Source organism: Sphingomonas alpina (assembly GCF_014490665.1).
GTDB classification, from domain to species: domain Bacteria; phylum Pseudomonadota; class Alphaproteobacteria; order Sphingomonadales; family Sphingomonadaceae; genus Sphingomonas; species Sphingomonas alpina.
In genome coordinates this window covers 4,795,087-4,812,897 of sequence record NZ_CP061038.1, presented here as the reverse complement: position 1 = coordinate 4,812,897, position 17,811 = coordinate 4,795,087, and the positions used below count along the sequence as shown (strand labels likewise).

At 63.6% G+C, this 17,811-nt stretch carries 17 protein-coding genes; 6 read left to right on the top strand and 11 right to left on the bottom strand.

What is annotated here, in order from left to right; all coding sequences use genetic code 11:
• Positions 1–2 precede the first annotated feature (2 nt).
• Together H3Z74_RS22690 and H3Z74_RS22685 are read right to left on the bottom strand one after the other, a co-directional pair.
• The gene (locus tag H3Z74_RS22690) at positions 3–2,015 is read right to left on the bottom strand and encodes a tetratricopeptide repeat-containing sulfotransferase family protein (RefSeq protein WP_187761734.1); all 2,013 of its coding nucleotides are present in this window, start codon (positions 2,013–2,015) and stop codon (positions 3–5) included.
• Between the two features lie 128 nt (positions 2,016–2,143).
• The gene (locus H3Z74_RS22685) at positions 2,144–5,311 is read right to left on the bottom strand and encodes a TonB-dependent receptor domain-containing protein (protein WP_229726747.1); all 3,168 of its coding nucleotides are present in this window, start codon (positions 5,309–5,311) and stop codon (positions 2,144–2,146) included.
• Positions 5,312–5,540: 229 nt separating this feature from the next.
• Between H3Z74_RS22685 and H3Z74_RS22680 the strand changes: the two genes are divergently transcribed.
• Positions 5,541–6,059 carry a hypothetical protein gene (locus H3Z74_RS22680; protein WP_187761733.1) on the top strand — a complete coding sequence of 173 codons (519 nt, stop codon included), beginning with the start codon at positions 5,541–5,543 and terminating at the stop codon, positions 6,057–6,059.
• Positions 6,060–6,079: 20 nt separating this feature from the next.
• Here the strand turns inward: H3Z74_RS22680 and H3Z74_RS22675 are convergent, their stop codons facing one another.
• The 3 genes from H3Z74_RS22675 to xseA are packed head-to-tail and all read right to left on the bottom strand — an operon-like array spanning position 6,080 to position 8,619.
• Positions 6,080–6,991, bottom strand: a complete 912-nt coding sequence (locus H3Z74_RS22675; protein WP_390901777.1) for a M23 family metallopeptidase — start codon at positions 6,989–6,991, stop codon at positions 6,080–6,082.
• On the bottom strand, positions 6,988–7,191 hold the full coding sequence (locus tag H3Z74_RS22670) for a DUF2093 domain-containing protein (protein WP_187761732.1): 204 nt from the start codon (positions 7,189–7,191) through the stop codon (positions 6,988–6,990). Before H3Z74_RS22670 ends, H3Z74_RS22675 begins: the two co-directional genes overlap by 4 nt.
• A 15-nt stretch (positions 7,192–7,206) precedes the next feature.
• Positions 7,207–8,619: an exodeoxyribonuclease VII large subunit gene (xseA, locus tag H3Z74_RS22665; RefSeq protein ID WP_187761731.1), complete on the bottom strand. Its 1,413-nt coding sequence runs from the start codon at positions 8,617–8,619 to the stop codon at positions 7,207–7,209.
• Between xseA and purD the strand changes: the two genes are divergently transcribed.
• Together purD and H3Z74_RS22655 are read left to right on the top strand one after the other, a co-directional pair.
• Positions 8,618–9,883: a phosphoribosylamine--glycine ligase gene (gene purD / locus H3Z74_RS22660; RefSeq protein WP_187761730.1), complete on the top strand. Its 1,266-nt coding sequence runs from the start codon at positions 8,618–8,620 to the stop codon at positions 9,881–9,883. The two genes, xseA and purD, sit on opposite strands and share 2 nt — an antisense overlap.
• 56 nt (positions 9,884–9,939) lie before the next feature.
• Positions 9,940–10,557 carry a hypothetical protein gene (locus tag H3Z74_RS22655; RefSeq protein WP_187761729.1) on the top strand — a complete coding sequence of 206 codons (618 nt, stop codon included), beginning with the start codon at positions 9,940–9,942 and terminating at the stop codon, positions 10,555–10,557.
• A gap of 329 nt (positions 10,558–10,886) precedes the next feature.
• Here H3Z74_RS22655 and H3Z74_RS22650 read toward each other — a convergent pair whose 3' ends face one another.
• Both H3Z74_RS22650 and H3Z74_RS22645 read right to left on the bottom strand, forming a co-directional pair.
• On the bottom strand, positions 10,887–11,381 hold the full coding sequence (locus tag H3Z74_RS22650) for an STM3941 family protein (RefSeq protein ID WP_187761728.1): 495 nt from the start codon (positions 11,379–11,381) through the stop codon (positions 10,887–10,889).
• Between the two features lie 2 nt (positions 11,382–11,383).
• The gene (locus H3Z74_RS22645; RefSeq protein ID WP_229726745.1) at positions 11,384–12,637 is read right to left on the bottom strand and encodes a hemolysin family protein; all 1,254 of its coding nucleotides are present in this window, start codon (positions 12,635–12,637) and stop codon (positions 11,384–11,386) included.
• Between the two features lie 233 nt (positions 12,638–12,870).
• Between H3Z74_RS22645 and H3Z74_RS22640 the strand changes: the two genes are divergently transcribed.
• Complete coding sequence (locus H3Z74_RS22640) at positions 12,871–13,542, top strand: OmpA family protein (protein ID WP_187764486.1); 672 nt, start codon at positions 12,871–12,873, stop codon at positions 13,540–13,542.
• Between the two features lie 126 nt (positions 13,543–13,668).
• Here H3Z74_RS22640 and H3Z74_RS22635 read toward each other — a convergent pair whose 3' ends face one another.
• Together H3Z74_RS22635 and H3Z74_RS22630 are read right to left on the bottom strand one after the other, a co-directional pair.
• Positions 13,669–14,118 (bottom strand): nucleoside deaminase, encoded by a 450-nt coding sequence (locus H3Z74_RS22635; protein WP_229726744.1) that lies wholly within the window; start codon positions 14,116–14,118, stop codon positions 13,669–13,671.
• 56 nt (positions 14,119–14,174) lie between these two features.
• Positions 14,175–14,456, bottom strand: a complete 282-nt coding sequence (locus H3Z74_RS22630; RefSeq protein ID WP_187761727.1) for a hypothetical protein — start codon at positions 14,454–14,456, stop codon at positions 14,175–14,177.
• Between the two features lie 172 nt (positions 14,457–14,628).
• Between H3Z74_RS22630 and rpmB the strand changes: the two genes are divergently transcribed.
• Positions 14,629–14,925 (top strand): 50S ribosomal protein L28, encoded by a 297-nt coding sequence (gene rpmB, locus H3Z74_RS22625; RefSeq protein WP_034160912.1) that lies wholly within the window; start codon positions 14,629–14,631, stop codon positions 14,923–14,925.
• Positions 14,926–15,090: 165 nt separating this feature from the next.
• Here the strand turns inward: rpmB and H3Z74_RS22620 are convergent, their stop codons facing one another.
• On the bottom strand, positions 15,091–16,071 hold the full coding sequence (locus H3Z74_RS22620) for an esterase-like activity of phytase family protein (RefSeq protein WP_187761726.1): 981 nt from the start codon (positions 16,069–16,071) through the stop codon (positions 15,091–15,093).
• Positions 16,072–16,253: 182 nt separating this feature from the next.
• On the opposite strand from H3Z74_RS22620, the gene H3Z74_RS22615 reads away from it, so the two are divergent.
• A complete protein-coding gene (locus H3Z74_RS22615) occupies positions 16,254–16,646 on the top strand; it encodes a glycine zipper 2TM domain-containing protein (RefSeq protein ID WP_187761725.1) in 393 nt (130 codons plus the stop codon).
• A 415-nt stretch (positions 16,647–17,061) separates the two neighbouring features.
• Here the strand turns inward: H3Z74_RS22615 and phbB are convergent, their stop codons facing one another.
• A complete protein-coding gene (gene phbB / locus H3Z74_RS22610; RefSeq protein WP_187761724.1) occupies positions 17,062–17,784 on the bottom strand; it encodes an acetoacetyl-CoA reductase in 723 nt (240 codons plus the stop codon).
• Between the last annotated feature and the right edge of the window lie 27 nt (positions 17,785–17,811).

Below are 17,811 nucleotides of genomic sequence, written 5' to 3'. Positions count from 1 at the left end.
GGTCAAAGCGAATAACCGAACTTCGCTATCCAAGGCTCAAGCACTGGCAGGATCAGCTCCAGATGTGGCCGGTAGCGTTCCCAGCGACCGGCGGCGCGTTTGTAGATCGGCTCCGTTACCTGTGAATAGCTTGCGGTCGTGATCAAGCCGCGCTTCTTGGCGGTACGCTGATGGTCGAGCGCATCGGCATGCCATTCCAGACCGAGAAAATCGAACAGCGGGCGAACCTCCCCCTCGACGTCGTCGATCAATCGCTCATAGAAAATCGTATGTACATTGATCGGGAACAACGCACGCGATCTTTCCCAATGCTGGAACGTCAGGTCATAAAACTCGGCTGCGTCATCGAGCCGAAGAAAGTTGGACATCGCCGGATTCAGGCGAAAATTGCTCATGAAACAACTCAGGAGAACGTCGCATGGATGGCGTAGCGCCAAAATGAATCGCGCATTCGGGAAAAGGCGCTGAATGAGCGGTACCTTATGCAGGAAGAGCGGCGATTTATCGATCAGGAGGCTTGATGTTTCGACCTCCTGAATTTTATTCACCTCATCGAAGTAATGTCGGCGTGCATCGGCGATGCCGAGCGCATCGAGCGTCGGAATGGCCGCCAGCCCACCAATCGCCTTATCGGTCAGGCTCAATGGAGGTTTTTCCTCCAGCACGACTGTATCGGGATGACCCATCAGGATCGTGTCGAGCAACGTCGTACCCGATCGCGGAAAGCCAACGAGGAAAACCGGATCCGGCCGCTCCGGCACGACCGTTTCCCGAGACCAGCTCGTCCGCCACGCCGGTGTGAGCAAGGCAACCTCCTGACGAATTTCCGCACGAAAATCGGCGGCGCGGGAAATGGGATCGACGGGGTTTCCCTGGTGCAACCGACTGGTTTCGGCGAACGCGGCGAAGGCCTCATCTGACCGGCCGAGCCGATCCAATAGCGTCCCACGAAGATGTGCGCTGCGTTCCGGCTCGAACTCGGGCGGCACCATCGTCAGGCTCTTGAGCCCCTCCTCAAACCGCCCGGCCCGACGATGCTCCATCGCCCGCAGGAACTCGAGCGCGCCCCGGTCCACGCCATTCGCCTCGGCGAGCGCAATCAGCGGCGCGAATTCCTCCTCGCGATTGGTGTGTTCGTATTGGATTGCCAGACCGGCATAGGCATCCATCTGCTGCGGCTCGAGAGCCACGACCTTGCGATAGGCGCGCTCCGCATCGTCGACCCGCTGGATCAATCCACATTCGACGCCATATTTGAGCTGCAGGTCTGCATCGTCGGGATCGCGCGTGACGGCCTCCTCGATTGCCCACCACGCCTCGTCCTGCCGCCCGTCACGTTTCAGTTCGATATAGAGCTCACGCAGAGAGCGGGCATCCTGCGGGAAATCCTTGGCAGCAGTGCGCAGCACGCTTTCGACTTCCGCGGGTCGACCGGCCGCGCGAAGTACGGATGCGAGGTTCAGGCGTGTGGGAGGAGCTGATGGGTCGAGCTCAACCGCTCGCTGAAGAGCGGCGACACTACCGTCGAAATCGCCCAACGCCGATCTCGCATTGCCCAGGTTATTGAAACTCTCGAAATCATTCGGCGCGCGCGCGATCACATACTCATAGGCTTCGGCCGCTTCTGCGAAATTCTCAAGTGACTGGGCGAGAAACCCGCGATAGCGCGCGATCCGCAACGTCGGATCCGAGAAGGACAATTCGCGCGTCGCGATATCGAGTGCGCCAGCCAGTTCGCCGGAGTCGATCAAAGCGGAGATCAGGTTGCAAGCGATCGTGGCGTCATCAGGCCGGCCGCGATGAGCTTCCCGCAAATGGCGGATTGCGCCGACAGGATCGCCGATACGAGCTCGCGCCATACCGAGAAACGCATTGAGGGCCACCGTGTCGCCGCCTTGCAACAGCGCATCCCCGGCCAGTTGAATTGCGCGAGGCATGTCTCCGCCCTGGGCGGCACCCATTGCGCGCCTGAGAACGTCGACGGTGAGCGGGTCTAGCATGGATGCAGTCGTCATCTTTGCAGTTTGAACCGCTCTGCCCCTTCGATGCAATCCAAAGCGGCCATCACCGGGCAGAACGGGGAAAAGAAAGGGCGGCTGATCCGAAGACCAGCCGCCCGAAGAGTCGAAATTTTCCGACGATATTAGAAGTCCAGCGTTACACCCGCATAGAGGTAGCGGCCCAGCGCATCCCAGGTGGCGGGATAGGTATTGCCGTTGCACGGACCGCTCGGGCACAGGTTCGAACCATCACGACCGCCATTGCCGCTGGTGATGTATGGCGGCTGTTTGTCGAAGATGTTGTTCGCACCCACGCGGAAGGTGAACTTGTCGGCAACGTTGAACGTCGTGGCCAGATCGAAATAGTTGACCGCCTTGACGTGCAGGCCCGGGTCGAAGTTGAAGTCGCCGTGGAGCGACTGGTTCGCCTCTAGCGTTTCGGCCTTCACCTTGCCGACATAGCGCCACTGCAGCGAGAGACCGATGCCGTCCGGCAGCGTCAGAGTGGCACGTGCCTTATGGCGCCACTTGGGCATTGGCGCGCCGCTGCTGACGGTACCGCCAGCGCTGCAGGTCGGCCCATAAAGGCCGGCGCAGTCATAGGGCTGGGTGACACCATTATCGATCGCATATTTGTCGAGATAGGTGCCTGTCAGGCTGAGGCTGAGATTGCCAAAGTTGCCGAGGCCGGTCGACCAGGCCGAGTTGACTTCGATACCACGGGTATTGGCGGTACCAAGATTGTTCGGGATGTTATCGACATAACCATTGGTCGACAGCCAGAGCGACCCGGCTGCATCGCGCCTGACCATGGAGCATGACAATGGCGTGAAGGTCGCCGTCGCGTTGAGTACGCAATCCTTGAGGATAGCGTCCTGAGCAGGCGGTGCGATCGTATCCCGGATCTTGATGTCAAACCAGTCGACCGTCAGCGAGAAACCAGGCAGGAACGTGGGCTGAAGCACGATACCGACCGTCTTGGTGGTCGCGATTTCGGGCCGCAGATCGGGGTTGCCGCCGATCAGGCCATTATACTGACCTGATGGGTTGCCGGCCGTCTGCTGGCCGACAACGAGGCCCTGCGCACGGCAGCCAAATTCCGCCGCCGTGATCTGATGGCCAGAGCAGGGATCGGTGGAGCCGTTGAGACCCACCGTCGGCGTTGCGAACAGTTCCTGAATGTTCGGCGCACGTGCAGCGCGATTGTAGGTGCCACGGAAGCGAACGCCGCGGATCGGCGCGAATTCCAGACCGACCTTGAAAGTGTCGGTGTCGTAACTCCGGTCCGCGCTCGTCTTGTACGATGAGCGGCGATAACCCGCGTTCAGCGACAGATCGTAGATGAAGCTGTCATGGACGAGCGGCACCTGCGCCTCACCAAAGAATTCCAGGACGCGGAAATTCCCTGAAATCGGCAACGTCGCGCCACCTTGACCAGTCAGATCACCGGTCTGGAAGGCGTTGTCAGTCTGAAGTTCAAGCGACTCCTTGCGATACTCGGCACCGAAGTTCACCGCCACTCCGTCGTTCGTCCAAGGGGTCTTGAGGCCATAGTCGCCCAGCAAACCGGTGACCGAAACGCTCGCAATCTGCTCCGACGTCTGGCCCTTCTGGAAACCGGTCGCGGACAAATAGTCAACCGACGCCTGGCTCGCAGCACCCGCGCCGCCAAAGACATTATAGGGTACGCAATTCGGATCGGTTCCGTCGCGAGCGGAACGACAAATCGGCGTACCCCCAGGACCGGATACGACATCAAGTGCTCGGGCGAGACGCACGGCCGAGAACTCGTTCGAATAGACCTGCGAATAGTTCGACCGCCCATATTGATAATAGGCATCGTAGGACCAGACCTTGTCCAGGTCGCCCTTAGTACCGATCACGCCACGGAAATTGGTGTGCTGCAGGTCCGATTGGCGGGGACCGCCTTCAACATTGCGGCGCAGCAGCTGAAAGAATGCCTTTTGATATTGCGCGCCAGTCACCGGATCGGTGAAATTGAGAACTGGAAGCCCCGGATTCGGGTTATACGACGCCCCGACCGGTATCGGTGTGGTGGTTCCGGGGAAGAGCCCGTTAATCATGTTCCCAGGCGTGAAGACAATAGCGCGCTGGGCTGCTGACAGCAGCGGATTGTCCGAATTGATCGTCTGGGTATTACCGAAATCGCCCGAAGGAGCGATCTGCGCGACCGTTCGATCGTCCATGAACATGAACTCGACGTAAGGCTTGATCGAGTCATTGATTTCATAATTGGCGAACAGACCAGCGGTGTAGCGCTCGTCCGGCCGCTGATAATAATTAGTCGGGGCGAAGTTGTAGAGGCTGGTGGCATTATTAAATCCGCCGCCGGGCGCGAAAGTGTAGATCGTCGACGTGATACCGGTCCCACGAGGATCGGCAAACACGACCGCATTGCCGTTGTCCGAGGTGGCGGATCCGCCGCAGGTCGGCACGCCTGCTCGGCTGTTCTGCAGGACGCAGGCGCTATAGTCGCGCCTGGACTGCAAGACCGCGTTGACCTTCCGGTAGCCGAAATAAACCAGCGCATGACCGCGATCATCGGCAAATTTGCTGCCGATCGAAATCGTGGCGTCGATCGTGCCGCCATCAGCGACATTACCTTGAGGATAATCGAAGCCAGCGACGCCGGCCTTGATTTTATCGTTCAGCAGCGGCGTCAGGAACTTGTCGCGATTATTGTGCTGAAACAGGCTGTACTGGCCATCGAGCCGAACACCGGTGAAGTCGGTGTCGATAATGAAGTTGACGACGCCCGCAACCGCGTCCGCGCCATAGGTGGAGGATGCACCGCCGGTCAGCACTTCGACGCGCTTCAGGATCGATGCCGGAATGATGTTGATATCGGCGGCAGAGCCGCTGGTCGGGCTCGGGTCACCCGGAAGCAGGCGGCGGCCGTTGACCAGGCTGAGCGTGCGGCTCGTCCCCAAACCGCGAAGATCGATCGACGCCGTGCCGTCGGCACCGTTCGAAACGGTCGAGGACTGGCTTGCATAGACCGACGGCAACGAATTGAGCATGTCCTCGATTCGCGTCGTGCCCTGGAGCTTGATGTCCTGGTTGCTGACGATGGTGACGGGGCTGAGCCCTTCGAGGTTCGGCTGCGGGATGCGCGAACCGGTAACGACGATGTCGTCCGTCGGCGCGCTGGTGTCGGTGGCAGTCGCCGGAAGTTCAGCGGCCTGCGGATCGGCTGCCTGAGCAAAGGCTGGCCCGGAGATCAACGCCAGGCCCAGCACGATCGGCGCGGCGCCGTTCCTGAGCTTCGCGATGGTTGTAAATTTATTCACGTCCCTGTTCCTTTCGCATCCGCGGCCCTGACCGCGAGGCTGTCCCCGATATGCGAGCGATTTTCTCGTCAGATCGGGCGATGGTGCGATGAGTGCCTTTCCGGCAATGCGCTGTAAACGGATTTGCCTGCGGCGCAGCAAATTGACTTAATAGTGTTGCGTCCTTGCCACATAGCGCGGATGCCGGGAATTGAACGATAAGGCCGAATGACTTCCGGGGAGAAAGACGATGAAGCTGTTTTACGCCGCACTGCTGACCGGACTCGCGGCCAGCCCGGCCCTGGCAAAAGAGAAGGAGCCCCCCGCCCGTGCCCAGGCTTTTCAGCGACTGGTCGATTGCCGCGCAGTCAAGGATTCTGCCAGCCGCTTGGCCTGTTACGACAATGAAGTCGCCGCGCTCGACGCAGCCGAAAAGGCGAAGGAACTCGTCATCGTCGACAAGGAGCAGGTGCGCCAGGCGAAGCGCACTTTGTTCGGACTGAGCCTGCCAAGCATCAAGCTGTTCGGGGGTGATGACGAAGACGACACCGTCGCGCAGATCGAATCCAAGATCGCATCGGCCAGTGAAGACATTAATGGCTGGACGATACGACTGGTCGATGGCTCGGTATGGCGCCAGATCGACAGCAAGCCGTTCTACCGTCTTCCGAAGGCCGGCCTCGATGTCGTGGTGAAGCGCGCAGCGCTTGGCAGCTACATGTTGCGGGTCGGCGGCTCGCCGGGGGTTCGGGTCAAGCGCGTTATCTGAACGCGGAGGACGAGCTCACCCTACTCAGCACGCGGCATCGGCCCTGCAAGCAGCAGCGGGTCGATCCGCGCGTCGCGCCACTTCAAACCCCAGTGGAGATGCGGGCCGGTGGCGCGGCCGCTCATCCCGACCGCGCCGACCACCTGGCCGCGACGGACGCGTTCGCCGACCCGAACGTCGATCCGCGACAGATGGAGGAACGCCGAGTTCAGCTCCATGCCGTGATCGATCATCAGCAGATTGCCCTCCAGGGTGAAGGGATGATCGGCGGCAAGAATGACCACGCCGTCGGCCGGCGCCAGCACCGGCGTGCCGGTCGGCTTGGCGACATCGGTACCCGAATGATAGGCCCCGGGCTCACCCCGATAGACGCGCTGCGACCCGAACATGCCGGTGATACGCCCGGTCGTCGGCCATAGAAACGTCTGGCGCCACCCCGACGAATCGGATCGGATCCTTCGCGCGGCAGCGATCTGCGCGAGCTCGGCCGGCCGCAGCCGCGCCATTTCCGGCTCGGGCTTGGGAAATCTGGGCAGGGTATTGAGCCGTTCGATCAGCCATGCGCGCGGGGCGACGGCCAGCGTATCGCCGACCTGACGGCCATCCTCCAGCGTCGCGACGAGCGTTGCCGAGGGGCCGGCGTCGCGGTCGAAGGCGATCAGGAACCGGCCATCGGCGGTCACCGGCACCTGAGCGCCGTTGAAGGTCAGCAGGCTGGTGCCGGCGGGCGCGATACCGATCACCGCGGCGCCCTGCATGCGTGGACCGCTATAACTGAAGGTCACCGGTCCTGGATCGCGAGTCAGCTGTGGCGTGGGCTTGTCCATCCGGGGAGATGGCGGCGGCGCCTGAACGTGCTCCGGCGTCGTGGTGCAGCTTCCGAGTAGCATCAGCGCGGCCGCCCCAATGGTCCAGCGCCGCACGCGGTTCATCTGGGCGGGCTCATCGCTTCGGTGGCGATCTCGGCAGTCGCATAGGCTTCCTGCGCAGCGACGCTCCAGTAGCGCAGATCCTCGAGCGGGATACGCGCGCCGGACACCGCACAGACGACATGGTCGCCGGTGGTCAGCACACGAAAGCCATTGGCCATATAATGGAGCCGCGCGGGGCGATCAGTGTTCGACATCAACATGGTGCGTGGGTCCGGTTACAACAGGGTCGGCTGGTCGGGCTTGGGCCGAGTACCCAGTCCGTCATTTCCCTTGTCATATGCCTTGCCGCCGCCGCGCTCAACCCGCGCGTCGACTTCTCCGTCCCGGAAATGGAGCGTGACGGCCCCCGCCGTCCTGGCAGCCGCCGCACTCGCAAGCACAGCGCCCGACAATTTTGCCGAGACGCGGACATAGCCGCGATCGAGCAACCGGTCGGGATTGAGCGATTCGACCAGCCGCCAGGTCCGGTCGAGCCGGTCGCGCGCGCCGGCGAGCTGGCGTTCGAGTACCGACAGCCGCAACGCCCCACCGGCACGGTCGAGCGCGCCCCGCGCCAGCGTCACGCGCCGCTCCAGGCCACGGTCGAGCCGCGCACCCATATCGTCGGCCTTTTGCCGCTGCGGCCCGAGCAGCGCATCGCGTTTCGGCAAGACGCGAACCAGCGCATCGAGCCGCTCCCGGCCGCGCTCATGATAGCGCCGCGCGCACCGTTCCATCCGCTGGCCATGACCGTCGAGCGTCAGCCGCAGATCGGCAAGCACCGGCACCGCCATTTCCGCCGCAGCAGTCGGTGTCGGGGCGCGAAGATCGGCCGCGAAATCGGCCAATGTCGTGTCGGTTTCATGGCCCACCGCGGAGATGATCGGGATCGAGCAGGCGGCAATGGCGCGCACCACCACTTCCTCGTTGAACGCCCAGAGATCCTCGATCGACCCGCCACCGCGCGCCACGATCACCAGGTCGGGGCGCGGTACCGAGCCGCCCGGCGCGATCGCGTCGAATCCACGCAGCGCCGCAGCGACCTCGCCCGCCGCGCCGTCGCCCTGCACCTTCACCGGCCAGACGATGACATGGGTCGGACAACGATCCTCGAGCCGGTGAAGGATATCGCGGATCACTGCGCCCGTCGGCGACGTGATCACGCCGATGACGCGCGGCAGGAACGGAAGCGGCTTTTTCGCCGCGCTGTCGAACAATCCCTCGCCCGCCAGCTTCGCCTTGAGCTTGTCGAGCAGCGCCATCAGCGCGCCCTCGCCGGCCAGTTCCATCCGCTCGATGATGATCTGGTATTTCGACCGGCCCGGATAGGTGGTGATCCGGCCGGTGGCGATCACCTCGACCCCGTCTTGCGGCTGAAAGGCGAGGCCCGACACCTGCCCCTTCCAGATCACCCCGTCGATGACCGCGCTGTCGTCCTTGAGACTGAGATAGGCATGGCCCGAGGCGACGCGCTTGTACCCGGAAATCTCGCCGCGCAGCCGGACATGGCCGAACTCGCCCTCGACCACGCGCTTCAGCTTCATCGCCAGCTCACCGACGCTGACCGGCGCGGCGTTGTCGCCTGCCACCTCCTCGGCTACGAGCCGCCCCATGTCTGTTTTGGGTAAGTCGGAAAAGGGGTCGGCCATGAATGTCCTGTTGATTGGATCGGGTGGCCGCGAACATGCGCTGGCATGGCGGCTGGCGCAATCGTCGACGCTGACGAAACTCTATGCCGCGCCCGGAAATCCCGGCATCGCCGAGCATGCCGAGCTGGTCGCGCTTGACCCGGCCGACCATCGCGCGGTGATCGATTTCTGCATTCGCCATTCGATCGGCTTCGTCGTGATCGGGCCGGAAGCGCCTTTGGTCGACGGGCTTGCCGACAATATCCGTACCATGGGCCTGCCAGTGTTCGGACCGGACAAAGCGGCGGCGCAGTTGGAGGGATCGAAGGGTTTCACCAAGGATCTGTGCTCCCGCGCCAATATCCCGACCGCGGCCTATGCCAAGGTCACCTCACGCCAGGGCGGGATGGCGGCGCTCGACGATTTCGCCATTCCGGTCGTGGTGAAGGCCGATGGCCTTGCCGCCGGCAAGGGCGTGACGGTGGCGATGACTCGCGACGAAGCCGAAGGCGCGATCACGGACCTGTTTTCGGTATCGGGCGCCGAAGCCGTGATCGAGGAGTTTCTCGAAGGCGAGGAAGTCAGCCTGTTCGTCCTGACCGACGGCACGACGATGGTGCCGTTCGGATCGGCGCAGGATCACAAGCGCGTCGGCGATGGCGATGTCGGTCCCAATACCGGCGGCATGGGGGCCTATAGCCCGGCGCCGGTGCTCACGCCGCAGCTGGAACAGCGCGCGCTCGACGAGATCGTCGCGCCGACCATCGCGGCGATGGCGGCGATGGGTACGCCATTTTCGGGCGTGCTCTATGCCGGGCTCATGCTGACCGACGCGGGGCCCAAGCTGATCGAATATAATGTCCGCTTCGGCGATCCCGAATGCCAGGTGCTGATGATGCGCTTCCAGGGCGATCTGCTCGACCTGATGCTGGCGACCGCGCAGGGAACGCTGGCCGACCATCCGGCGCCGGCCTTCGCTGAAGACACCGCCTTGACCGTGGTGATGGCCGCCAATGGCTATCCCGGTACGCCCGAGAGCGGCGGTGCGATCGCAGGCATCGAGGCGGCGGAAGCGACCGGTGCCCGGGTCTTCCAGGCCGGGACACGCCGCGACGGCAAGACGCTCGTCGCATCGGGCGGACGGGTGCTGGCGGTCACCGGGACCGGAATCGACGCTGCGTCTGCCAAGGCAGCCGCTTATCGCGGTGTTGCGGCAATCGACTTTCCGACCGGCTTCAGCCGCAGCGATATCGGCTGGCGCGAGATCCAGCGCATCGCCGGGTGATGCTTTGTCGGCAAGGCTGAGTTAGCATCGGTTCGAAGAGCAACGGAGCATCAATCATGGCCGCCCAGTCGACGATCACTATCGTACCACTGATCCTCATCGCCGTGTTCGCGGTGATCGTGATCATCGGCATCTGGTGGGGCATCAAGCGCAAGCGCGACCGCGTGGCGGCGCAGGCCGTCACCGAGGAGCATCGCAAGACCATCGATGCCCAGGCGGCAGACACGCAGCCCGCATCGCCCGCAGCAGTTGCATCGCCCCCTCCCGCGACGGTCGTGGCGCCCGAAGCGGTTGCGCCGCCTCCCGTCGCACCGCCTGCTCCCCCGCCGCCGCTCGCGGACGAACCGATCGTCGCGGCCGCCGCGTTCGATGCCAGCCCGGCGGCACTCGCGGCCGACATGGTCGCGAACTCGCCGGTCGAACCGGTGCTTGCCGGCGCGATCACCCAGCTCAAGGGGCTTGGACCAAAACTCGCCGCGCAACTCGCCGAACTGGGCGTGACTCGCGTCGATCAGATTGCAGCGATGAGCCCGGCGGAAATCGAAGAGCTCGATGCGAAGCTCGGCACGTTCAAGGGCCGAATCGCCCGCGACCGCTGGGTCGAGCAGGCCAAGCTGCTGACCGCCGGCGACCGTGCAGCCTATGAAGCGGAGTTTGGCAAGCTCGGCGGCTAGGACCCGTCGGCCTCTCACCCCCGCCCCTGTTATCCCCTGTTTTTTTGGCGTTAAATTCCAGCCCCTGTTATGTTGGATTCGGTCGCCGGATTACGCGTTTGTATTCAATACCTTGCCCGACTTCGCCCCTGTTATGAAAACAGGAGAGAACAGGGGCAATAACAGGGGCCGTTTCGATCGAAACAGGGGGATAAACGCCCGATGCTTCGCGGCCATGTGAAAGAGCGGGAAGAGAGCGTGCGACCCGTGCCTCGTCCGACCGTCATCTTGCCGCATCAGGCAATTCCATTGAATCGCCGTCAGGTGGATCGGTTCAACCCGACAAGGCTTTAGGGCCGATCCGGCGCATAGCGGTCGAAAGCCGCGGCGAGATCCGCGAAGCTGCGGTCGGTCCCCGAAACACTGAGCGCAATGTCGCCGAACCCCATCGACTTGTTGGCCCCCGCGACTCTGCCCAGCACATGCGCCGACCGATACCGTTCCGGATCCTGCAGCCAGAGCGCCAGGAAGCGCTGGCGCCCCAGGCTCATGGCTTCGGCGCGTTCGATCGCAGACCAGGGAATCCGCTCATCCGACCAACGCCGCCATAAAATGCCCCGCGCATCGATTTCCATCACCGGACCGGTACGGAACAGCTGGCGTGCGCCGACCAGCGCACAAGCCCCGAAAAACAGAGCACCCAGCCAGCCAGTGATCAGCGCCCGGAGATCGGTCAGCCCCTTGGTCTGCATGACGAAGACGGCGGCGGCGACGAAGCCGAGCGCGCCCAGCACCAGCAGGCCGGCACGCCAGCGCGAAACACGCGCGACGAAACCATCGTCCATTTTCAGCCTCTGCGCTTCGCCGCGCTGACCAGCAGCTTGTCGATCCGGCGGCCGTCGAGATCGACCACCTCGAACTTCCAGCCCTGCTCGACAAAGCTCTCGCCCTCGCCCGGCAAATGGCGGAACACCGCCAGCGCCAGGCCGGCGACGGTCGCATAATCGCGGTCCTCGGGCAGGTCGATGCCGAGCCGTTCGGCCAGCGCATCGGCCGCCATCTGCCCCGCGACAAGCAGCGATCCATCGTCGCGCTCGACCACTGAAGGGCTGTCGTCGGGGTCGGTATCCGACGCAAATTCGCCGGCGATCGCCGCGAGCAGGTCGGCGGGCGTCACAATGCCTTCGAAATGGCCATATTCGTCATGCAGCAGCGCCATCGGTACTTCGGCTTCGCGCAGTGCGATCAGCGCATCCATCGCGTCGAGCTGATCGAGCACGACCGGCGCCTGGCGCATCAAGGCGCGCAGGTCGAGCGGCGCCCCGCTGAGCAGCGCGATCGCCACGTCGCGCGCCTGCACCACGCCGATCACCGCATCGACCGACCCTTCGGCAACCGGCAGACGGCTGTGCGATGCCTCCATCAGCGCAGCACGGATGCCGTCGGCGTCGAGCCCGACATCGATCCAGTCGATATCGGTGCGCGGCGTCATCACTTCGCGCACCGGACGATCGGCCAGCCGCACCACGCCCGAGATGATCGAGCGTTCATGCTCCTCGATCACGCCGGATTTTGACGCCTCTGCGACGATCAGATGGAGTTCCTCCGCCGTGACATGATCCTCGGTCTCGCGCTTCAGCCCCATCAGCCGGAACAGCAAGGCGCTGGTCGAATCGAGCAACCACACGATCGGCGCGGTTCCCCAGGCGAGCCAGCGCATCGGCGCCGCCATGAATGCCGCGATCGGCTCCGGCGCGCGAAGGGCGATCTGCTTGGGCACCAGCTCGCCAATGATCAGCGAGGCATAGGTGGTGATGGTGATGACCAGCGCGAAGCCGATTGTTGCGGTCGTGTCGTCCGACAGGCCGAGCCAGTGCAGCCGGGCTGCGACCGGTGCACCGAGACTGGCGCCGGAATAGGCGCCGGCGAGAATGCCGATCAGCGTAATGCCGATCTGCACCGTGGAGAGGAATTTTCCGGGATCGGCGGCGAGCTGAATTGCCGACCTAGCGCCGCGCTTGCCGGTACGCGCCATCGCCTCGAGCCGCGCCTTGCGCGACGAGACGATCGCCAGTTCCGACATCGCGAAAACGCCGTTCAACGCGACCAGCGCGAGGATGATCGCAACGTCGATCCAGGGAAAGGGGGAAGCGGTGCCATGACGCTCCTGTTCCTTTGGCGCGAATCTGTCTGCTTCACAACAGCGCGATCATCTTTCGTTCAAATCGGATGCGGAACAATCGCGCGACAGGACGAGTTATTGCGACCGTTCGGTCGTTCGAAACCATGGCTCGCTCTAATGGCTCGGGATGACCTCAAGGGAGAATTTACGTGATCAAATCCAGGTTGTTGCTCGGCGCAACGCTTGCCGCACTGGTCGCCACCAGCGCCTGCACCACCGACCCCGAGACTGGCGAACGGCGCCTTTCAAAGGCAGCGATCGGCGGCATCGGCGGCGCACTGGGCGGGTATCTGCTCGGTGACCTGGTCGGCGGCCGCAACGACCGGACCGAGAAGATCCTCGGCGCCGGCATCGGCGGCCTCGCCGGTGCCGGCATCGGCGCCTATATGGACAAGCAGGAGCGCGAGATGCGCGCCCGCACCGCCGGTACCGATGTCCGGGTCATCCGCCAGGGCGACGATCTGATCCTCAACATTCCTTCGGGAATCAATTTCGCCACCGACAGTGCAACCGTCGCGCCCAGCTTCCGGCAAACGCTCGATCAGGTCGGCCAGGTACTCGGCGAGTATAATCGCACCTATGTCGATGTGTACGGGCATACCGATTCGACCGGTAGCGACGTGTACAACCAGAGCCTGTCGGAACGGCGTGCGGTGTCGGTCGCCGATTATCTCACCACCCGCGGCGTCCAGGCGGCACGCATCGGCACGCGCGGATTCGGCGAATCGCAGCCGATCGCTTCGAACGACACCGAGGAAGGGCGCGCCGCCAACCGTCGGGTAGAGATCAAGATCGTGCCGATCCCCGAAAGCGATCTGCGCTAAGTAAGCCGCGCCTCCTCCCCCACTACCGTTCGAGCTGAGCTTGTCGAAGCCCCGCCGCTCCCAACAGGCCATCGCCTGCGGGAAGCGGCCCTTCGACAGGCTCAGGGCGAACGGACATGTTTGTGGCTAACGCCGCGCGGCGAAAAAATCCTTCAGCAGTGCGGCTGCCTCTTCCTCGCCGATTCCCGCATAGATTTCGGGCCGGTGATGGCAGGTGGACTGGCTGAAGAAGCGCGGGCCATGCGCGACCGCTCCGCCCTTCGGATCTTCCGCACCATAATAGAGCCGGGCGATCCGGGCATGGGCGATCGCCCCGGCGCACATCGCGCATGGCTCCAGCGTCACCCACAAATCACAGTCTTCCAGCCGATCCGACCCGATCAGCGCGGCGGCCGCGCGAATCGCCCGGATCTCGGCATGGGCGGTGGGATCGTGAAGCGTGCGCGGGGCATTGGCGGAAATCGCGATGATTTCCCCGGCGCGCACGACCGCTGCACCGACGGGGACCTCGTCATTGCCGGCGGCGGATAGTGCAGCGTCGAGCGCGGCGCGCATCGGGGCAGGCATCGGGAACATGAATGCCCTATGCCCGCCCGGTGCCGGCCGGACCAGCCCGCCGGCACCATGTGGCGTTATTTCGCCGGAGCGGCGGCGTTGCTCGCCGGCGTATCCATCTTCACCGTGGGGACAGTGATCGTCTTCTGAGTGGTGCCGACCGTCGGCACGTCGATCGTCTTGTTCTCCGTTCCAACCGAGATCGTCGCCATATCGGCCTTGACCTTCGGCGCGGAACCGCCTTCGAGCTTGACCGTGGGCAGCGACCCCGGGGTGCCTTTGAACGTCAGCAAGCCAAACGACATCAGGCCGACGACGACAAGGGCGGCAAGGCCAATAAGGATCAACAGCGCGCGCATGGCATTCTCCTGGATCGACTCAATCGAATCGTTACCGTAACCAAACGTCGCACCCGCACCGTTGGTTGCACGCCAAAGTCTGAATCGGTTGACGCACTGCCCTGTCTCGGGTATCCGCGCCGCCTTCATGGGATTACCGGGCCGTCATGGCCCTGACCTTCAGGATACGATCATGTCGCGGATTTGCGAGCTGACCGGCAAGGGCCGGCTGGTAGGGAACAATGTTTCCCACGCCAACAACAAGACCAAGCGTACCTTTCTGCCGAATCTGCAGAATGTGACTTTGATGTCGGAAGCACTGGGCACCAGCGTGAAGCTGCGTGTCTCGACCCATGGTCTGCGTTCGGTGGAGCATGTCGGCGGCCTCGACAACTGGCTGGTCAAGACGACCGACGACAAGCTGTCGCTGCGTGCACGCCGCCTGAAGCGCGACGTCCGCAAGAAGCTCTCCACGGCGGTCGCCGCCTGAGCTGCTGATCCGGGCGCCGACGCGCCGCTTTGAAAATTCGCGAAAAGGCGATTTTCAAAGCGGCGCCGGCCCGCTCCCTCATCCGCCCATCCATACAGCAAAGTCTGTTGGCGGCGGATGAGGGAGCGGGCCGGTGCCGCTAAACGCGTCTGCAGCGCGGCTCGATCAGCCGCCCGGCTCCAGCCTGAATTTGAGCAGCAACGTACGTTCCAGCACGAGCTGGTTATCGTCCGAGACAATCCAGACGATCGTGTCGCGCCCTTCGCGCGTCGCCACGATCCCTTCGAAATTGTCATGGATCAGCGGCGCTGCGAGCGTCGCGATCTCGCGGCCCCGCACCACCGCGCGGGGCCGGATCTGGGCCGGATCGACAATCGTGAGCTTCGCCGAGAATTTGAAGGGCAGGGCGAATCGGCGATTGAGGATCAGCAGGCGCCCGTCGGGCAACAGCGTCGCGTCGCTCGGATCATAGCCTGCGGGCGGCAGATAGCCGAACTGAAACCCCTGATTCGGGTGCGCGACCGGATCGCCGGCGAATCGGACTGCCTTGCGGGCTGCACGGTGCCGCCACTTGGTCGTTTCGGCGATGACGATCATTCCGCCATCGGGCATCCGCACCATCGTCTCCGGGCCGCCATTCTCGTCCCACCGCGCCATGACCGGCGGCGCGGCATGTCCCCGCACCCGAGTCAGCGACGAATCATAGCGCCAGATCGCATTGGCCCGCTCGAACCCGACCCAGACATCGCCGCTCGCCGGATCCACGACCAGCGATTCGCTGTCGCGGTCTCTCTTCTGCCAGCCATTGCCCGGACCATCGGGAAGCTCCGCAAAATGCGGGTCGCTCAGTCGCCCGTAGCGGTCCAGCGCGAAGCTGACGATGTTGCCGCCATCGCTAAGCAGCGTGAAGCGATCGCCCTGTACGCGCATCGACGAAAATCCGCCAAAGGTCGGATCGGGGCTGCTCAATTGCACACCGCCAAGCCAGGTCAGTTGCCCGACCCGTCGCCGCGCAGGGTCGTCCGCGTCGAGCCGCACGCGTTTCACGTCGATTCGCGCGTCCCTGCCGAGCAGGTCGAGACGTTTCGGCCCGGTCCAGGTCGGGACCAGCAACAGTACAAGCAGGATCGACTGAAGGATGCGCACGCGCCCTCATAGCCGCGAACCGCGCAACAGCCAGTGGCTTTGGCGCATTCGGTCCGGGCCCGACATGAACCAACGATAACGGACGCATTCAGGCTGGGCTCAAAGCGAATCACCTAGAAGCAATTCATCGACGGCGATCAGACAATCCCGTCGTCACGACATTCGAGACCGGGAGATCGACTATGTTCAAGAAATTCACCCTCGCCGCCGTCGCGCTCGCCATGGGCACCACCGCACTGGTTTCCGCGACCCCTGCTTCGGCTCAGCGCTATGATCGCTATGACCGTTACAGCGATCGTTACGATCGGAACGACGACCGTGGCTATCGCGATTATCGCCGCGACGACCGCCGTTATTATAACGACAACCGCCGCGACAATCGCCGCTATCGCAACAACCGCTGCGACAATGGCACCGGCGGCACGATCGTCGGCGCAATCGCCGGCGGCCTGCTCGGCCACGAAATCGTCGGTCGCCGCGGCGACAAGACCCTTGGCGCAGTACTTGGCGCCGGCGCCGGCGCCCTTGCCGGCCGCGCGATCGATAAGTCGGATAACCCCCGTTACTGCCGTTGATAGCTCCCCGGTAGTATGCGTAGCCCTCGTGTAGCGTAGCTGAGGGTGGAGGGCCGGTTCCCGGAAGGGAGCCGGCCCTTCGTGTTTGGGTGAAGCGCGGCTACGCCCGCGCGGTGCGCAAAGCGCAGCGCCCAAACCGGCCGGCGGGCGCTTCAGCGGCCCGTCCGACGGCGGCTTTGCCGCGGGTCTACCTGGACTCTACCCCCGTTCGTTTCGAGCGCAGTCGAGAAACAAACCATGAGCGCTGCGCACAGTTTCTCGACTGCGCTCGAAACGAACGGGGGAAGGAGTTTCGTGCTTTAGCCAGCGACGGCGGCAAAGCCGCCGTCGGACGGGTTGGCGCTGCCACCCGCCGGCCGTGCCGGGCGCTGCTCGCTCTGCGAGCATCGGCGGCACGCAGTGCCGCCTGCGCCCGTCAGTACATATGTTGCCCGCCATTGATGCTCAGCGTCGACCCGGTCACGAACCCGCCCTCTTCGGAGCACAGGAACGCAACGCCGCGAGCGATCTCATGTGCCTGGCCGAGCCGGCCGACCGGAATCTTCGCCACGATCTTCTCCAGCACGTCAGCCGGAACCGCCGCGACCATGTCGGTGTCGATATAGCCGGGCGCGATCGCATTGACCGTCACGCCGGCGCGCGCGCCTTCCTGTGCCAGCGCCTTCGTGAAGCCATGGATGCCCGATTTCGCGGCGGCATAATTGACCTGGCCATATTGCCCGGCCTGGCCGTTGATCGATCCGATATTGACGATTCGGCCCCATTTACGGTCACGCATTCCGGGAAAGGTCGCCTTGGCCATGTTGAAGCAACCGCCAAGATTGGTGTCGATCACTTCTTTCCAAGCCTGATAGCTCATCTTCAGGATCGTGCCGTCGCGGGTGATGCCGGCATTGTTGACGACGATATCGATCGGGCCAAGTTCCTCGGCGACTTGCGCGCAGCCTGCCTGGGTCGCGTCGAAATCACCGACATCCCATTTATAGGCCTTGATCCCGGTGCGATCGCTGAACTCGCGCGCGCGTTCGTCATTGCCCGCATAATTGGCGGCGACGGTCACGCCGATCTCCTTGAGCGCAAGGCTGATCGCCTCGCCAATCCCGCGCGTGCCTCCGGTAACGATCGCGACGCGTGCCATACACTCTCTCCTTGGATTTTCCCGTTG

Bases quoted from the DNA above. Each gene is read 5' to 3' on its own strand.
- H3Z74_RS22690 (WP_187761734.1), bottom strand. From the start codon at position 2,015: ATGACGACTGCATCCATGCTAGACCCGCTCACCGTCGACGTTCTCAGG.
- H3Z74_RS22680 (WP_187761733.1), top strand. From the start codon at position 5,541: ATGAAGCTGTTTTACGCCGCACTGCTGACCGGACTCGCGGCCAGCCCG.
- H3Z74_RS22675 (WP_390901777.1), bottom strand. From the start codon at position 6,991: ATGAACCGCGTGCGGCGCTGGACCATTGGGGCGGCCGCGCTGATGCTA.
- H3Z74_RS22670 (WP_187761732.1), bottom strand. From the start codon at position 7,191: ATGTTGATGTCGAACACTGATCGCCCCGCGCGGCTCCATTATATGGCC.
- purD (WP_187761730.1), top strand. From the start codon at position 8,618: ATGAATGTCCTGTTGATTGGATCGGGTGGCCGCGAACATGCGCTGGCA.
- xseA (WP_187761731.1), bottom strand. From the start codon at position 8,619: ATGGCCGACCCCTTTTCCGACTTACCCAAAACAGACATGGGGCGGCTC.
- H3Z74_RS22655 (WP_187761729.1), top strand. From the start codon at position 9,940: ATGGCCGCCCAGTCGACGATCACTATCGTACCACTGATCCTCATCGCC.
- H3Z74_RS22650 (WP_187761728.1), bottom strand. From the start codon at position 11,381: ATGGACGATGGTTTCGTCGCGCGTGTTTCGCGCTGGCGTGCCGGCCTG.
- H3Z74_RS22635 (WP_229726744.1), bottom strand. From the start codon at position 14,118: ATGTTCCCGATGCCTGCCCCGATGCGCGCCGCGCTCGACGCTGCACTA.
- H3Z74_RS22630 (WP_187761727.1), bottom strand. From the start codon at position 14,456: ATGCGCGCGCTGTTGATCCTTATTGGCCTTGCCGCCCTTGTCGTCGTC.
- rpmB (WP_034160912.1), top strand. From the start codon at position 14,629: ATGTCGCGGATTTGCGAGCTGACCGGCAAGGGCCGGCTGGTAGGGAAC.
- H3Z74_RS22615 (WP_187761725.1), top strand. From the start codon at position 16,254: ATGTTCAAGAAATTCACCCTCGCCGCCGTCGCGCTCGCCATGGGCACC.
- phbB (WP_187761724.1), bottom strand. From the start codon at position 17,784: ATGGCACGCGTCGCGATCGTTACCGGAGGCACGCGCGGGATTGGCGAG.